The organism is Pantoea eucrina (assembly GCF_020079945.1).
Lineage (GTDB): Bacteria > Pseudomonadota > Gammaproteobacteria > Enterobacterales > Enterobacteriaceae > Pantoea > Pantoea eucrina.
Genome location: NZ_CP083449.1, coordinates 79,401 through 95,603, shown reverse-complemented (window position 1 = coordinate 95,603; position 16,203 = coordinate 79,401). Strand labels below are relative to the sequence as shown.

Genomic DNA, 16,203 nt, shown 5'->3' with positions numbered 1-16,203 from the left:
AAATGGGCCCGCCGTATCAACTACGGGTTGCTCAGGAAGTAAGGCACAAATATCAGCGTGGCTGCCTTTATCGGCCCGGGTATGAAGCTAAATCATTACGTAGGGATTGTTGTTCGCGCTGAAAGCGTCATCGGGAAAAATATCAATCTGCGGCAGAACACAACTATCGGACGTAAAGACTCTAAAAACCCTGGTGGCAAGGTATATATTGGCGATAACTGCGATATTGGCGACCATACCTGTATTATCGGTGACATCCGAATCGGTGATAACGTGACGATCGGGGCGATGTCATTCGTTAATAAAGATATGCCAGGTGACAGTGTTGTTTACTCAGAAAAATTGATATCTGTACGCTCAAAGTGAATGGCCTGCCCGAACGGCTGCGGATAGCAGCCGGTCCCGGCCTTTGTGCAGCGTAGAGCGTGGGTCACGCATGTTTTCTGATAGCACGCTCATTAAATGCTGCAAGGAAATTACACTCTGAATCCGGCGAGGCGCCTGTAAGACCATCATAACCCATCGTTAGTGCCGTACGCAGGATATGCCGTGTGATTTGTCGTGACAGGTCAGTATATACCAGGGCCTGCATCTGCTGCGGCGGCAGCTCCGTTTCACCCGATTCGCGACTGAAATGCGCGTGGATCCTGTGCCTACTGCATCATTTCCTGGTCTATATCGCAGGACTTCTCCTGTTTTCCAGCCTTCATGCCAGTGTTCAGGAATAACGTTTAATGACTCTTTCAGTAAATGATGTTCTTCAACGCGCTGGCGCAGCTGTTCTGCAGCTTTTAAATCAACCGCGCAGTTTAGAATGGCAGAATGCCAGGCGAGTCACACCTCTTTTGTCCTGGCCCCATCTCTGCGGGCTATTTCAGCGCGGTCGTATAAAATAAAAGCGTCAGGAAGGGCTAATATATCTTCCCTGACACTCTTACTGAAAGCCGATATGAGTTTATGTAAATATCAGCGTGATACGTAATACCATGTTTTATCGAAGTTTTTGTGCATATTGTTTAATGACCTAATTTAATAGGCTGCTGTGAAGAAGAACACGAAAAGCTCGCTGCGCACGGGCTTGATTGGTAGTTTTAATACAGTTGCGCCACGCGGCAGTCATAGATGCAGGCCAGCTTTTCAAGCGTCGCCTTTTGAGGCTTAACTCTTTTCTCCATGTTAGATACGCCCGCCTGAGTAATGCCCAGCGCTTCAGCGACATACTCCTGCGAGTAGCCGCGAAAGATGCGCCATGCCGCGTGTAGCGGCACATTTTTGTAATGACGTATATCAACGACAGCGTCGGGAATTGTCTCGTCGTCATTGTCATCAGACTCAAAGGGTACTGACTCGAAAAACTCATCCAGTTCGCTTTCGGCCGCCAGTCTGTTAAACAGCTCGATAGGGATAACGGCGCTGATGCGGTTCCCTTCGGCATCTGTCAAAAATTGTATTGCACTCATACGATTACACTCTTTACATTAAGTTTCAGTGTCCGGGGCAATGCTGGAGAGGCAGACAAGCGGGTTTCCCCGCCGTCCTTTTACCGTTTGCTGTATGTTTTACTTGTTCGTCTCAGCACTTCCACTATCTCGATAATTACAGGCTGACCTTTCACTACTTTTCAGAACACGCGGTAGTTGCCTATCACGAGCTTTTAACGTTCCTCTTTGTCAACTGTCAGTTTCATGATCTCAAGGTGCCTGACGTCAGGCCATTTTTGCAGCTCCTTTAACGTGTGATTTATCGCTGTTCGATACGGTTCAGGGGTTTTGCTTTTCGGCTTTTCGGCTTTTCGGCTTTTCGGCTTTTCGGCTTTTCGGCTTTTCGGCTTTTCAGCTTTTCGTTTCCACTCAAGCTCCGGCATTTGCCTTTCCATGTTAATAAAGAACATATCCCGATGAGATGAGATGAGATTAATATGACTAAACTTAGCTGAAAAGAAAAAGTATTTTAGTTATTTGGTGTTGTGTTTAGTTGTAATAAGATAACTAAGCTCGTTTTATTTGGTTATAAAATCATAACTAAATCATCCAGTTGATAATTTACAAAGCCTTATTGATACTTTATGGATAAACAATAAACATTAGAGAAATTTGCTATGTTTGCGCTGTCTGACGCTGACAATTTTTACGCATCTTGCAAAACCGTATTTCGCCCCGATTTGTGCGGGAAACCTATCGTCGTAATCTCAAACAACGACGGGTGCGTGATCGCCCACAGCGCGTAGTCGAAAGCGCTGGGCATCAAAATGGGTGATCCCCCTGTTCAAAAATGAGCGCTATTTTCGCGAATGTGGGGTCATTGTCTTCAGCTCTAATTACGTCCTTTACGGTGGCATGAGTCAGAGAATGATGTCTATCCTAGGCGAGATGGTGCTTGATCAGGGGATTTATTCGATTGATGAGAGCTTCTTTGATATGACCGATGTTGCCAGTTATATGCCCCTTGAGAAGTTTGGCCATCAGATGAGAAATCGCGTCAGGATGAAGAGGGGTCTTACAATTGGAGTCGGTTTTGGGCCAACAAAGACGCTGGCTATGCTGGCTAACCATACAGCGAAAAAGTGGACACAACAAATGGCCTGGTAGACCTGTCGAGCCTAGTTTGTTAGCAAAAGCTGATGGCGCTGAATGATATCATCGAGGTGTGGGGCATTGGAGGCAGGATAAGGAAACGTCTGCAGGCTATGGGTATCAATACTGTTCTGGAGCTGGCTAACAGTAATACGAATCTGATCAGGAAGAATTTTAACGTCGTTCTGGAACTAACGGTCCGGGAGCTTAACGGAGAGTCCTGCATCGAGCTTGAAGAGGTGCCTCCTGCTAAACAACAGATTGTCTGCTCAAAATCATCTGGGCAACGTATAACCGAGCTTGAAAACATTTAGCATGCAGTAGTTATGTATGAAATCAGGGCGGCAGAAAAACTGCGTGAGCAGGGATCCAGGTGCCAGCATATCAGTCTGTTTATTGCTACAGGTCGTTACGGTAATGAGCCTCAATATGCCAATACAGCCTCACTGATAAGTGAATATCCAACCAGTAATACACGCGACATTATAAACTTCACTATGCGCGGGCTCTCGATTCTATCTGGCGGCAGGGATATCGCTACGCTAAGGCAGGTATCATGCTGGGTGATTTTTATTAGTCAGGCGTGGCGTGACTGGATATGTTCAGCGGGCAGCTTCCGCGTGCAAATGCAGATGAACTCATGGCTGTGCTGGATCAAATTAATAAATCCGGACGGGGAAAAATTTGATTTGCCGGTAAAATGCTGGTGGCCGCATACCGAAAGGCAGCAGAACTTAATGTCAGCGAAACTCACTAAGCTCCGCCGCTCCTGCGGGAGTTCGGGCAGATATTGTGCTAGCAATGTCCTCGCTCACAGCCATCTTATGGTTCGCCACCGTGGGCGGTGCGTTAATTTTCCGGATGGGTCATCATAGCCTGACTGGCACGTCGTGGTTTCTGAATGGGTTCTTTATAGCGGATATGTTCTGGACATGCGTGCTTTGCCTTGTCGGGAACTTCGGTGGCAGGATGCTTGGTCAGCGACTGCTTAAATATTCCTACACTGCCTCGGCCCTTATTTTCAGTTATTATGCGCTCTATGTCATTGTGTCAAGATATCGAGAATTTATGGTGGCCGGAGCAGACCAGCAAAACATAGTGATGAGGCGCCGTCCCTATTACTTTGCGAAAGGCATTAATGAAATGACTCTGATCGTAAAAACCTAGCATTATTGCTGTATCAAGCGGACGAAAGTTTCTGTGAAGTAAGTCACAAGCGTAATGCAGGCGAAGCTGCATATGGTACTGCAAGGGCGGCATAACCGTATGCTGGGTAAAGAAGCACACAAGATGATATTTACTCCACCCTACCATCTGCGCAAGCCTATCCAGCTGGGGTTTTACGCTGAGATTTTCTCTCAGGTATTCAATTACAACGTTGAGCCTCCGTTCGTCATCGTCCTGCAGAAATGCCGGGGTCTCCAGCAGTTCGCCACACAGCAACATCAGCTACTGCTTTTCACTTGCCCCTTCACTTTCTCGCGCAGAAGCCGCAAACCGGTACGGCGCATTAAACAGTAGTCTATTTTCAATAATGCCTTAGCGCAGAACGGGCGCATGGCTGTCGCTGCGTATATTGCCCTCATCAGCCAGCGGTTTCATGACGCTCTGGGGCATGTGCGCGCTGATAAAATCAACGGACTGACTGTCAAAATGCGACGCGTGTAATTTTCCCGGATTATATAAAGTCACCTGCCCACTCTTAACGTATGTGGTTTTACCTGCCAGCCAGATTTCCTCCACACCTGTCAGGTTGGCGCTCATGACGTATTCACCATGAAGATGTTTTGGGAAGCCAGCATTACAGGCACTTACGCGGGAGTATTCCACGCTATTAAGGCTGAACCACTCTGCAGATTATAGCGACAAAATAACGGGGCCTTATGCAGTAATAGTGAATGATTGTTAACTTTTACTAACCCATTCTCAGCCGGTTTTTTCAACTCTCTGGGGCAAAGCTTTCACATTGCCTGAAAGGCTATAAAACTGTCCGGTATCCTTTTGTGGAATGCTGAGTCGGTATTTTACGTTCGGTATTTCTTTTCCCTACTCTGTATAAAAGAGGGCAGGGCAAAGCCCAGCTTTTAGAAAAAATTTGGCAAGCGAACAGATGAATTCAAAAGATGGTGTGCCCATGCGTTCATCTGCAGCCTGACGACAAGCACTCTCTCCCTAGCTGCGTAACAAGCTGACAGCCAATCCGATCACAGGTGCTGCAATATAGTCAGCGGCCACAGTGTCGGGGCGGTTGCCTTTGCGAAAATCCGTGTGTGGCCTGTACCATTTGCCATGTTCATGAGAAGTACACACTTGCAGGTTATCGTCGCTGCAATTAAACAGTCCAGCGTGATGAGGAGGACCTGATCAGCATTAGGCTACTTTTTACTTCCCGTAATGCTTGTTCATCATAGCCTTATGCCCGCGAGCAGTCGCCTACCTGATAATCGCATAAACTTGCTCATTAAAGCGGAATTAAGCAGTAATCCCATTGGGAATTTCACATTGAAATAAATTCATTAAAATATTTCAAATCAGTAACTTAAAAATGAAATTTGCATGGGAATTTCATTCTTGTTTCAGGAACTGAGACGTCGCATTTAAGGCAGCGAAAAAGCAGGAAGCTTGCGGCATTTCACCCGCTGCCTGTTAACTAATCCCTTATAAAGCAGAATAAGAGGCAATAAGTTCACACAACCTTACTTGTACATCTTTTTATTGAATACATGAAAATATTGCACAAAGCATTAATAAATGTACACTGGCTAAATTAATTGTCAGCGGAGCGGATGATGAAAAGTAACTACGGTGGAGTGGATGAAACTGCGCGCAGAGCGAATGCTATGTTACGCAGTATGAGTGATGACATAATCGATAAGCGCCAAGAATTCGGTCTCGATCAGTTTTATCAGACGTTTACACGTAATGCCGTGGCCAACCTGCCTAAGCTTAGCCGCCGTGCTGTTGAGCAGGCCATTGAAGAAATGGAATCCAAAGGGCATGTGTTTGGCAAAAAGGATGCCGGGAATGCAAAACATTACGCGCTGACTGTTCAAAACGTTGTTGATATCTACGCTCACCGGAAGGTGCCAAAATACCGCGACCTCCATAAGGGCGAAGGTCCATTTGTGATCTTCGTCGTCAATCTTAAGGGTGGGGTATCCAAAACGGTCAGTACCGTGACGCTTGCTCATGGATTACGCGTTCACCCTGACCTACTGCAGTATGATTTGCGTAATCTGGTTATCGACCTGGATCCGCAGGCATCCAGCACCATGTTCCTGAATCAGGCAAACAGCATCGGGTCAATTGTCGAAACCGCCGCTCAGGCCATGCTAAATGATCTTGATGCGCAACAGCTCAGAGAACAAATCATCAAGCCAACCATCATTCCGGGAGTGGATATTATTCCAGCTTCCATTGATGATGGGTTTGTGGCCAGTCAGTGGGATCGCTTGGTTCAGGAACACCTGCCCGGCGGGTTGCCTTCTGAAGTCCTGCGCCGAAACATTATCGATAGGGTGGGAAGCGACTATGATTTCATATTCGTCGATACCGGGCCTCATCTTGACGCATTCATGCTTAATGCTATTGCGGCAAGCGATCTGCTTCTCACGCCAACACCGCCTGCGCAGGTGGATTTCCACTCGACCCTGAAATATCTCACCCGCTTACCCGATATGCTGGAGCAGTTGGAAGAGGAGGGGATTACACCGCGTATAAAAGGAAATATTGGCTTCATGTCCAAGATGACGTCCAAACGTGATCATGAGATGACGCATGGCCTGGCCCGTGACGTGTTTACGTCTTACATCCTGGACGCCACGCTTCCCCGACTGGATGGGTTTGAGCGCTGCGGGGAAACGTTCGACACCATCGTCAGTGCCGATCCACAGTCATATCCGGGTAGTTCAGAAGCGCTCAAAAATGCCAAACGTGAAGCCGAACGCTTTACCCAGGCCGTGTTTAAACGGATTGAGTTCGTTAGAGGGATGCAATAATGAAAGAACTGAAGAAAATGGGACGTACCCTTGGTAACTCCAGCTTCAGCAAAATGCTGAGCGAAAAGGAAAGTACCCGTACTTTTACCCTTAAATCCAGTGCCACCGCGCGGTTTACGCTGACCAAGATTCTGCATGATGACATTGAGACGCAGACTTACGTGGATGCCACGATTAACGGCCGCGATCAAGCCTTTTTAACTGAAGAATCCGTCAGCGACATTTCACGCACCATTAAACTGCAGCAGTTCTTTCCGGCTATTGGTCGTGAGGTAGATGGGCGTATTGAAGTCCTGGACGGTTCACGCCGCAGGGCTGCATGCATTTACAGCGGTATGCCATTTGAAGTGTTAGTGACGAAAGATGAGCTGTCGCTTTCAGACGCCCGGCAGCTGGCCATTGACATTCAGACAGCAAAAGAGCACACACTGCGTGAGCTGGGTAATCGCCTTAAGCTAATGTACCCGGAGCATATGAATCAGTCTGACATTGCTGCAGCGGAAGGGCTGTCGCCGGCAAAAGTCACGCGTGCTTTCCAGGCGGCGTCAGTACCTGATGAAATGATTGCGGTCTTTCCGTCCGTCGGCGAGCTCTCTATTAACGACTATAAGACCTTACTGGATATTGCAGAGAAAGCGGCGAGCAGGCAAATCAGTGTCCAAGAACTGGCAGAGGGCGTGCGTGAACGTATTGCGCATGATGCGCTCACTGAGCACGATGATCCGGCTGTTAAGGCAAAGATTATTGGTTACTTCCGTGCAGCCAGTGCTGAACCTAAGTCAGCGCGTGATGCGAAAAAAGTCGTGACCGAGAAAATAGCGGAATTCGGCGATAAAAAGCAGTTTGCGCGGAAAAAAACAGACACCGAAAAGCGCCTTGTGACGTATGAGTTTTCGCGTATTCCTGCGGCCTGGCAAGCAGAGCTGGATGATGCTGTGAAAACTGTTATTGAAAAGATGCTCACAAAATAATTTTCAATCCAGCGTGAAAACAAGAGGGGTTACTCCAGTGAGTATCTCCCTTTTTTATTGGATACCCACCAAGAAAACTCTCTAATGTGCTGTTATATCTGAACAGTTTTGAAAAATTTCAAGCTGAAATTCCCATCCCTGAATATCCTGTTTCTATACGGCTTAGCGTTCACAGACAACTCAACTGCTCCATCTGCCTAATTCTTGGATTCTCAACGTTCTGCTTATAGAGAATCATCGATCAACATGCCTGAGTGATAGGGAAACCCACAATGACCATTTTGATGGCGCAACACTACTCAAGATGCCATATGTTCTGTTAACTGTAATCGCTGTTTTTTGACTATGGCTTGAATGGTAGGAGAAGAGATATCTGTGGCGTCTCCACGTACAATTTGATGGAAAAATCTTTCCTTATTGTTATGGTGACCGCGCTGATAACGTTACTTTCAACATATTACAGGTCTGTGCAAAAAACATACTGGCAAGTTTGGAAAAATAAAAATGTTATTAAATAACAATCTCTTAAAAGATAAATGGGCGCATTTTTTACATACTTTTTGGCAGTCCTAAACGATCAAGGTCTTTATATGCGAGAATAATTTTAGATCTTCTTTCTGTGACATTACTGTTAAGTAATCGCTTAAGAGGGAATGCCTGACGAACTCGTAGTGAGCACAAAATATCTCTCAGACAATTTCAGAGGGATCCTTCATAACATTTCCTTTCATAGTGTGAGGGTGATACCCCGTAGCACCTAAAGGCTTTCATCAGTGCATAAATGTAAGCTGGTTAAGAGTGGTCTACAGCGACGGTTTATCTGTAGCAGAGATCGGCTGTAAATGGGCCATTGATGATGGTATGGACATACCTATTGGATTTGACCCTATATATCCAGACGTCTTTTCTCTCTTACGGTTGTGATAACTTTCTGCGTATATATTCCCGTGGCGAGCGATATCCCAGCGCGCTGTGCGGGTGATGTTCGTTGTAATGACTGAACGCCACCGCCAGGTTCATCACCGCTGCCTGGCTGTCCGGTTTTGGCATTACACTGATGTAATCCCGCTTTATCGTCTTCACGAAGCTTTCCGCTATGCCATTGCTTTCCGGGCTGCGAACTGCGGTCGTGCAGGGCTCAAGTCCCAGCATCCGGGCGAACGCCCGCGTTTCATGCGCTCTGTAGGCTGAACCGTTATCTGTCAGCCATTCCACCGGTTCTGACGGCAGATGCTGGCCGAAGCGTTTTTCTACCGCGCCTAACATGACGTCCTGCACCGTTTCTTTGTCATAGCCACCGGTGCTCGCTGCCCAGTCGATGATCTCCCGATCGCAGCAGTCCTGTGCGAAGGTTACCCGCAGCTTTTCACCATTGTCGCAACGGAACTCGAAGCCATCTGAACACCAGCGCCGGTTGCTCTCAGTGACCGATACGCGCCCTTTATGTGCACGCTTACGCTGAGGAGCAGCAGGTTTGCGCTCCAGCAGAAGGTGATGAGTACGCATAATCCGGTACACGCGTTTTGCGTTAACAACAGGAAGCGCGTCACGCTCTGACTGTCGCCGCAACAGCGCCCACACCCGGCGATAACCATATGTGGGCAGTTCGGCGACCATAGTATGTATACGGGATAACACCGCAGTATCGTCAAAACTGGCATGCAGCCTGCGATCCTGCCAGTCAGGCGAACGGCGGACCCTGAGACTCAGTTGCGCACGCGACACTCCAATACTGCGGCTGACGTCGCTTATTCGTCGTCCTCTGGCAACAAGGGCGCATGCGCAATCCATTTTTTTGTCCGGCCGAACTCCACGGCCTCTTTGAGTATTTCAGCTTCCATCGTTTTTTTGCCCAGAAGGCGCTGAAGTTCGCGGATTTGCTTATTGGCAGCAGCAAGTTCGGAAGCGGGAACGACTTCTCCGCCTGAGGTCACGGCGGTCAGTGAACCGTCTTCATACTGCCTGCGCCACTTGAAGATCTGATTAGCATTGATACCGTGCAGTCGCGCGACGTGAGACACGGTCATGCCCGGTTCCATAGTCTGCTGAATAATGGCAATTTTTTCCTGCGGAGTACGACGCCGACGCCGCTCAGGTCCTGATAACACTTCAACCATCTTATTATTCTGACTGGTATTAAACATAGTTCCAAGACTACCTCTTATTTTAAGAGAGGCGAAGTGTCTGGTGATCTAAGGGGCTAATCTACCTATTGAGCTGAGAGCCCTTAGGGTTATCCACTTATCCACGCGATAGATCCCAATAAATTGATCCCAATGAGATCCTTTATAGATCCCAAAGAGATCCCCGATCGCCGCAGGCCGCGTCAGTTCTGGTCTCAAGAGGAGGACGCATAAGCTATAGCAAGTAAAATATAAGCTATACAGAGATCACGATAAGCTATAGAAAGTAAAATATAAGCTGTAATAAGGAAAATACATAAGCTATAGTGAGTTTATTGCTCATTGTCCCGTTTTGATTGTGGATAACTAATCTGATTACCTGTCATAGGATTACTTCGATCATTGGCGAGTTGTTATCTAATAATTCACAATCCGGATCGGTTGATTATGCTCAACGATCCTCTGAAATGTTTGCAGGAACGCTTGTGGCTAGCGACAATCTTGACTTAACAAAGCTTTTTGAAGAAAAAGACACGAAATCCGGTGAAATCGTTACTCTGACGCCGAATGCCAACAATACTGTGCAGCCTGTGGCACTGATGCGCCTAGGCGTATTTGTCCCTACGCTTAAGTCCTTAAAAAACAGTAAGAAAAACACATCTTCAATAACCGATGCGACCGAGGAACTGACGCGTCTGTCTCTTGCAAAAGCAGAAGGCTATGAAAAGGTTGAGATAGTCGGTCCGCGCTTGGATATGGATAACGATTTCAAGACCTGGGTTGGGATCATCCATTCCTTTGCAAAGCACAAAGACAAGGTCATTGGCGACAAGGTACAGCTCTCATTTGTAGAGTTTGCTAAGCTCTGCGGCATCCCCTCAAGCCGCTCCTCAAAGCAGCTCAGAGAACGTATCAGCCCGTCTCTGAAGCGTATTGCCAGCACCACCATCTCTTTCTCTTCAAAAAGCGGCGACGACGCAAAAGAATACATCACGCATTTGGTCCAGTCTGCTTTTTACGATACCAAAAAAGATATTGTTATCCTGCAGGCTGACCCAAAGCTTTTTGAGCTCTATGAGTTTGATCACAAGGTGTTACTGCAGCTCAAGGCGATCAACGCGCTTAAACGCCGTGAGTCCGCTCAGGCGCTCTATACCTACATTGAAAGCCTTCCAAAGAACCCGGTTCCTATCTCCCTGGCGCGTCTTCGCGAAAGGCTGAATCTGCGCTCTCCTGTGTTTTCGCAGAACCAGACAGTACGCCGTGCGATGGAGCAGCTTAAAGAGATTGGTTATCTGGACTATAGCGAAGTTCAGAAGGGACGCAGCGTCTACTTCCAGGTCCATAATCGCTATCCAAAGCTCAGAGCGCCCAAGACGGAGCAGCTGGAATCACCGAAGGTAACAACGAAAACAAAAGAGCTACTCGACCCGCAACTGCAGGAAAAGATTGAACTTCTCGATAAGCTCGGTATTTCTCTTCAAGATCTGGAAAAGATTTTTAAGTCTCAGTAATACATAAGCTATGATGAGTTGTTGTCTTCTCTGGAGAGAATAAAATCAATGAAGCTGTAAGTATAGCCTTATACTAACTCGCTGTAGTTTATCAATTTTATAAAAAATCCACTCACTGCAGCTTAGGTTTGTGGCGAAAAAGACGCGTTTTACTCCTTATAGCTTATATTTATGCGCTGAGGAGTGGGTGTTACTCACTATACTTTACAAAAAACGCAAATTATTGCTTTTTTCACTCACTATAGCTTATACAGTGATGGCGAGCAGCTGATTACTCACTATAGCTTATGACTGACAAGTGAAGGTTTTTCTTATCTGAACTTATCCTTTTGATTTTTAGTGAATTGTACCCCCTGTCCGCTTCTCAGCTTTAAAACACTAAAACTTACATCACTCTCTATAGCTTATGTTTACTCCTTATAGCTTATGATCATGTCAGAATAGCCACTCTCTATAGCTTATATAAGCTATAGAGAGTAAAAGCTCACGTTAAACTCCACATAGCAGCACCCGAAGGTAAAGTCCTTTGCGAGGCTTTTTATGGTTTTCAGCAGGAAGGAATTTCTGGTGTAAAGCGATAAAGAACAGGAGTTGGTATCTTGCTTAATTAGTTGGCACTTTAAAAGAGACCTCGTCATGAGGAACTATTCATGCAGGATTATCCCTGAAGCCAAGGTTTTTTTCCGGCTAACGACATGAACGTAGCTGCTGCGCTCTCGCCAGACTTATTGACTGAAACAGTATTAAAAAGGCAAAAGCCAAAACAACCATTCAGCACGAAAGTTTACCTTGTTAATAGTGCTCAGGAAGCTGACGTTAATGAGAAGATAGATAAATATATTGCCTTTTCGCAGCCATACGTATACAGTTATCAATGCCATAACTTATGGGTAATGACTCCAACTTACTGATAATGTTTTATGTTCAGATAATGCCCGATAACTTTGCCATGCAGCTCCTCCGATTTTGAGAATGACAGTGACTTCCTGCTCAGCCTTGCTAGACGCTGCCTCAAATTCAAGTTATGCCGCTCTATTCGCTGCGTATATTGCTTGCTGATAACGTGCAGCTTTTCCTTAAGGCGTGATTCATACAGCGGCCAGCCGTCCGTCATCCATATCACCACGTCAAAGGCCGACAGTAGGTTCAGAAGCCGCTCCAGCATGGCCATAGCGTTCTTCTAATACATGGGTCAACTGTCCTGCGTATCCAGTCATACGCGTAAAACATCCAGAGCTGGCGTGATTTCGCACTGACGTAGCCTAATGTTCATCCATTTCAGCGTAGACAATGACGTCACCTCCCGATTGTATACGTGAGGTTACTGACTGCGGCCCGAGTTTTTCAAATGGCGGAAAATGGAGTTGAGGTCCACGCCCATAATGCGCGCTGAGGCCCGGCATCCGACGCCATTCATGACCATATCAATAATCTTCTGGTGTGTACCGGGCTGAGAGGCGGTGTAAGTAAACTGCAGCTGCGATGTTTTACAGCAGTGAGGGCAGAGATAGCGCTGATATCCGGCAGTGCTTATACTGTTACGCACCATACCTTCAGTAGCTGAATAGGAAGGACAACTGATGGAAAGAGAAGCCACTGGAGCAACTCAAAAAACCCCATCATGCACTAAATCAGTGAGTTGGTAGTATTATCAGCTTTTGAGTATAAAAGTTTGGACTTTAGGCTTGATGCTGGTCACAAAGCTGATGTATCACCTTTCAGCCTGAATTTTCCTGACATGATGCTTACATATATTTAACAACATAATATATAAACCAATTTTCGATACCCGCCCCGCATTAATGCATACAACACATCAGTGCATGAGTTTATTGCGCTTATTAACTCTATTTTTCTGATCCAGTCTTTCGTGACAGGCGCAACGATAAAGCGCCCATGACAACTGGAGATTCTGATGCATTCCTCTACCTCACCCATGACCACCCGTTCGCGTATCAGTGCCATACTGCGCGTAACATCCGGTAACTTTCTGGAGCAGTTCGATTTTTTTCTCTTCGGCTTCTACGCCACCTATATCGCCCATACCTTTTTTCCGGCAAGCAGTGAGTTTGCCTCACTGATGATGACCTTTGCCGTCTTTGGCGCCGGTTTTCTGATGCGTCCTATCGGCGCCATTGTGCTTGGCGCGTACATCGACAAAGTGGGCCGTCGTAAAGGGCTTATCGTCACGCTCTCTATCATGGCGGCGGGCACATTCCTGATTGTACTGATCCCCTCTTATCAGAGTATCGGCCTCTGGGCACCCCTGCTGGTGCTGACCGGCCGTCTGCTACAGGGCTTTTCAGCAGGCGCTGAGCTGGGAGGGGTTTCGGTCTATCTTGCTGAAATCGCCACGCCGGGCCGCAAAGGGTTTTACACCAGCTGGCAGTCTGGCAGTCAGCAGGTTGCCATTATGGTTGCAGCCGCAATGGGCTTTGCTCTGAACGCCGCTCTGGAGCCGGGTGAAATCAGCAGCTGGGGCTGGCGTATCCCGTTCCTGTTTGGCTGCCTGATCGTGCCGTTTATCTTTATTCTGCGTCGCAAACTGGAAGAGACGCAGGAGTTTACCGCGCGCCGTAAACATCTGGCGATGGGTGAGGTATTTAAAACACTGCTGAGCAACTGGCCGGTTGTGATTGCGGGTATGCTGATGGTGGCGATGACCACTACCGCGTTCTATCTGATCACGGTTTACGCGCCTACCTTCGGCAAAAAGGTGCTGATGCTCAGCGCATCAGATAGTCTGCTGGTCACGCTGCTGGTGGCCATTTCTAACTTTCTCTGGCTGCCGGTGGGCGGTGCCCTGTCTGACCGCTTTGGCCGTAAGCCGATGCTGGTCGCGATGACGCTGCTGGCGCTGGCAACCGCTTACCCGGCGCTGACCATGCTGGCGGCGGCACCGAGCTTCTCTATGATGCTGACGGTACTGCTGTGGCTCTCCTTTATTTACGGGCTTTATAACGGCGCGATGATCCCGGCCCTGACCGAGATCATGCCAGCCGAGGTACGCGTGGCAGGCTTTTCACTGGCTTATAGCCTGGCGACCGCGGTCTTTGGCGGCTTTACGCCGGTTATCTCCACTGCGCTGATTGAGTATACCGGTGATAAAGCGTCGCCAGGCTACTGGATGAGCTTTGCCGCGATTTGCGCGCTGCTCGCCACGCTCTATCTCTATCGTCGTCGCGCACTGACGCTGCAAACTGCACGCTAACAGGGAATGAAATAATGCATATACCGATTCTGAGCCTTACTGCAATCATGCTCGCTACGTTCAGCACCAGCGTGCTGGCGCAGGATGTCAGCGTGATGATCTCCGGCGGCTTTAAAGCTGCACTGGAAAAACTGGCACCCGTCTATGAAAAACAGAGCGGTAACCATCTGGTGGTTATCCCCGGCCCCTCAATGGGGAAGACGCCGCAGGCTATCCCTAACCGCCTGGCACGCGGTGAACAGGCTGATGTGGTGATTATGGTCGGTGATGCGCTGACGCATCTGCAGCAGGATAAGCGCATTGCCGCCGGCACCCGCCAGGAGCTGGCAGACTCGCCGATTGGTATCGTGGTAAAGCAGGGCGATCCGCTGCCGGCGATTAAAACCGAGGCTGAGCTGCGTACAACACTGCTTAGCGCAAAGTCTGTCGCCTATTCAGACAGCGCCAGCGGCCGCTATGTCAGTAATGAGCTGTTTAAAAAGCTGGGGATCGATCGGGAGATGCAGACAAAAGCGCAAATGGTAGAGCGCATTCCGGTCGCCTCACAGGTGGCGCAGGGACGTTACGCTATTGGCTTCCAGCAGGTCAGCGAGCTGCTGCCGGTGCCGGGTGTCAGCTTTGTCGGTGAGCTGCCGGCAAACGTGCAGTACATTACCCGCTTCGCCGGCGCGGTAACGGTAAACGCACAGCACCCCGATGAAGGTAAAGCGCTGCTGAGTTTCCTCGCCTCTCCGCAGGCGCAGAAAATCGTGACCGCAACCGGTATGCACAGCGTAACCGCGACCGCTAAGCAGGGTGATACTGTTCAGTAATGAGCTTCTCCAACTCGGCGGCAACGTATGACTGAATACGGCCACGACGGCGAATCAGACCCACGGATCGGGTCACCACCGGATGCGTCAGCGGTATCTGCGCCAGTAATGAGTGCCCTGAGGAGGGCATCGACATCGCCGGCACTGCCGCAATACCAATGCCCGCCTCGACCATGCCTAACAGGGTAGTGACGTGGCGCGTTTCACAGATGCTGGGTCGCGCCGGAATGATATGCGCCAGCGCCTGGTCGAGCAGGGAGCGGTTACCGGATACCTTATCCAGCCCGATATACTCCTGCTGAAAATACTCCTCCCAGCTCAGTGATGATCGGCGCGTCAGCGGGTGATCGTGCCGGCAGGCCGCAACATACACATCTTCTTCCAGCGGTAAAAATTCAATGGCCGGCGGCAGGCTTTTCGCAAAGCAGATCCCGAAATCTGCCTGGCCGCTGCTGACCGCCTCAATAACATTACCCACGCTACTGTCGATAATTTTGACCCGCACGCGCGGATAGCGTGCGCGAAAGCGCCGGATCACTTCAGGCATAAAGTAATATGCAGCCGAAGGCACTGTCGCGACCGTCACCAGACCGGTGCGCTCCTGGCTTACCTGATTGATGTCGGCCAGCACCGCTTCCACGTTTGCCAGCAGCTGTTCAGATCGTTCAGCAAAGCTCTGGCCATAGAGCGTCAGCGTAACGCGACGCGTTGTGCGGTCAAAAAGCCGTGTGCCGAGCGCCGCTTCCAGTTTTTCAATCCGGCGGCTCAGCGCAGATTGCGACAGACAGATCGACTCCGCTGCCAGGCGAAAGTTGCCGTACTCCACCAGCGCGCGGAACGCATAGAGGTCATTAAGATCAAAATTCACGGGCATCAGGCAGCATCCTTTCAGGCAGTGCGGAGTAAGGTATCGGCCGGCACGGGCGTTCCGGAAACGGATACAGCAGAATGATTGCGCCCGGCTTACAGAGGCAGACGGCATACCTTACTGGTTTAGTACC

Annotated in this window: 12 protein-coding genes and 2 pseudogenes; 7 read left to right on the top strand and 7 right to left on the bottom strand. The window is 48.7% G+C overall.

Annotation, left to right across the window (positions count from 1 at the left end):
- Positions 1 to 57: 57 nt before the first annotated feature.
- Positions 58 to 366 carry an LbetaH domain-containing protein gene (locus LAC65_RS16600; protein ID WP_052246537.1) on the top strand — a complete coding sequence of 103 codons (309 nt, stop codon included), beginning with the start codon at positions 58 to 60 and terminating at the stop codon, positions 364 to 366.
- Positions 367 to 1,091: 725 nt separating this feature from the next.
- On the opposite strand, the gene LAC65_RS16595 is transcribed toward LAC65_RS16600, so the two are convergent.
- Together LAC65_RS16595 and LAC65_RS16590 are read right to left on the bottom strand one after the other, a co-directional pair.
- A complete protein-coding gene (locus LAC65_RS16595; RefSeq protein WP_040113391.1) occupies positions 1,092 to 1,460 on the bottom strand; it encodes a helix-turn-helix domain-containing protein in 369 nt (122 codons plus the stop codon).
- Between the two features lie 194 nt (positions 1,461 to 1,654).
- Entirely contained in the window at positions 1,655 to 1,864 is a 210-nt protein-coding gene (locus LAC65_RS16590; protein WP_040113390.1) for a hypothetical protein, read from the bottom strand.
- Between the two features lie 234 nt (positions 1,865 to 2,098).
- Here LAC65_RS16590 and umuC point away from each other — a divergent pair.
- A pseudogene (gene umuC, locus LAC65_RS16585) lies at positions 2,099 to 3,258 on the top strand (translesion error-prone DNA polymerase V subunit UmuC); the annotation flags it as partial.
- A gap of 365 nt (positions 3,259 to 3,623) precedes the next feature.
- On the opposite strand, the gene LAC65_RS16580 reads toward umuC, so the two are convergent.
- Both LAC65_RS16580 and LAC65_RS16575 read right to left on the bottom strand, forming a co-directional pair.
- Complete coding sequence (locus LAC65_RS16580; protein WP_224144877.1) at positions 3,624 to 3,887, bottom strand: helix-turn-helix transcriptional regulator; 264 nt, start codon at positions 3,885 to 3,887, stop codon at positions 3,624 to 3,626.
- Positions 3,888 to 4,112: 225 nt separating this feature from the next.
- Positions 4,113 to 4,337, bottom strand: coding sequence for a hypothetical protein (locus tag LAC65_RS16575; RefSeq protein WP_235441142.1), 225 nt, complete (start codon positions 4,335 to 4,337; stop codon positions 4,113 to 4,115).
- A 1,025-nt stretch (positions 4,338 to 5,362) separates the two neighbouring features.
- Here LAC65_RS16575 and LAC65_RS16570 point away from each other — a divergent pair.
- Together LAC65_RS16570 and LAC65_RS16565 are read left to right on the top strand one after the other, a co-directional pair.
- Complete coding sequence (locus tag LAC65_RS16570; RefSeq protein WP_192415537.1) at positions 5,363 to 6,571, top strand: AAA family ATPase; 1,209 nt, start codon at positions 5,363 to 5,365, stop codon at positions 6,569 to 6,571.
- A complete protein-coding gene (locus tag LAC65_RS16565; RefSeq protein WP_040113389.1) occupies positions 6,568 to 7,542 on the top strand; it encodes a ParB/RepB/Spo0J family partition protein in 975 nt (324 codons plus the stop codon). The genes LAC65_RS16570 and LAC65_RS16565 overlap by 4 nt, the downstream gene beginning before the upstream one ends.
- Before the next feature lie 912 nt (positions 7,543 to 8,454).
- Here LAC65_RS16565 and LAC65_RS16560 read toward each other — a convergent pair.
- Positions 8,455 to 9,659 (bottom strand): IS3 family transposase gene (locus tag LAC65_RS16560; RefSeq protein ID WP_144380260.1). Its coding sequence is split into 2 segments (ribosomal slippage): positions 8,455 to 9,341 and positions 9,341 to 9,659, totalling 1,206 coding nucleotides; the frame shifts between segments, so codons are not numbered across the junction.
- A gap of 491 nt (positions 9,660 to 10,150) precedes the next feature.
- Here LAC65_RS16560 and LAC65_RS16555 point away from each other — a divergent pair.
- Positions 10,151 to 11,179 carry a RepB family plasmid replication initiator protein gene (locus LAC65_RS16555; protein WP_052246543.1) on the top strand — a complete coding sequence of 343 codons (1,029 nt, stop codon included), beginning with the start codon at positions 10,151 to 10,153 and terminating at the stop codon, positions 11,177 to 11,179.
- Positions 11,180 to 12,083: 904 nt separating this feature from the next.
- On the opposite strand, the pseudogene LAC65_RS16550 reads toward LAC65_RS16555, so the two are convergent.
- Positions 12,084 to 12,776: pseudogene (locus tag LAC65_RS16550) on the bottom strand (IS1 family transposase).
- Positions 12,777 to 13,094: 318 nt separating this feature from the next.
- Between LAC65_RS16550 and tcuC the strand changes: the two are divergent.
- Both tcuC and LAC65_RS16540 read left to right on the top strand, forming a co-directional pair.
- The gene (gene tcuC / locus LAC65_RS16545; RefSeq protein ID WP_040113386.1) at positions 13,095 to 14,390 is read left to right on the top strand and encodes an MFS transporter; all 1,296 of its coding nucleotides are present in this window, start codon (positions 13,095 to 13,097) and stop codon (positions 14,388 to 14,390) included.
- A gap of 47 nt (positions 14,391 to 14,437) precedes the next feature.
- The gene (locus LAC65_RS16540) at positions 14,438 to 15,202 is read left to right on the top strand and encodes a substrate-binding domain-containing protein (RefSeq protein ID WP_420852419.1); all 765 of its coding nucleotides are present in this window, start codon (positions 14,438 to 14,440) and stop codon (positions 15,200 to 15,202) included.
- Here the strand turns inward: LAC65_RS16540 and psrA are convergent.
- Positions 15,177 to 16,076 (bottom strand): L-proline-binding transcription factor PsrA, encoded by a 900-nt coding sequence (psrA, locus tag LAC65_RS16535; RefSeq protein ID WP_040113384.1) that lies wholly within the window; start codon positions 16,074 to 16,076, stop codon positions 15,177 to 15,179. The genes LAC65_RS16540 and psrA overlap by 26 nt on opposite strands.
- Positions 16,077 to 16,203: the final 127 nt, after the last annotated feature.

Bases quoted from the DNA above. Each gene is read 5' to 3' on its own strand.
- LAC65_RS16595 (WP_040113391.1), bottom strand. From the start codon at position 1,460: ATGAGTGCAATACAATTTTTGACAGATGCCGAAGGGAACCGCATCAGC.
- LAC65_RS16590 (WP_040113390.1), bottom strand. From the start codon at position 1,864: ATGCCGGAGCTTGAGTGGAAACGAAAAGCTGAAAAGCCGAAAAGCCGA.
- LAC65_RS16580 (WP_224144877.1), bottom strand. From the start codon at position 3,887: ATGGTAGGGTGGAGTAAATATCATCTTGTGTGCTTCTTTACCCAGCAT.
- LAC65_RS16575 (WP_235441142.1), bottom strand. From the start codon at position 4,337: ATGAGCGCCAACCTGACAGGTGTGGAGGAAATCTGGCTGGCAGGTAAA.
- LAC65_RS16570 (WP_192415537.1), top strand. From the start codon at position 5,363: ATGAAAAGTAACTACGGTGGAGTGGATGAAACTGCGCGCAGAGCGAAT.
- tcuC (WP_040113386.1), top strand. From the start codon at position 13,095: ATGCATTCCTCTACCTCACCCATGACCACCCGTTCGCGTATCAGTGCC.
- LAC65_RS16540 (WP_420852419.1), top strand. From the start codon at position 14,438: ATGCTCGCTACGTTCAGCACCAGCGTGCTGGCGCAGGATGTCAGCGTG.
- psrA (WP_040113384.1), bottom strand. From the start codon at position 16,076: ATGCCCGTGAATTTTGATCTTAATGACCTCTATGCGTTCCGCGCGCTG.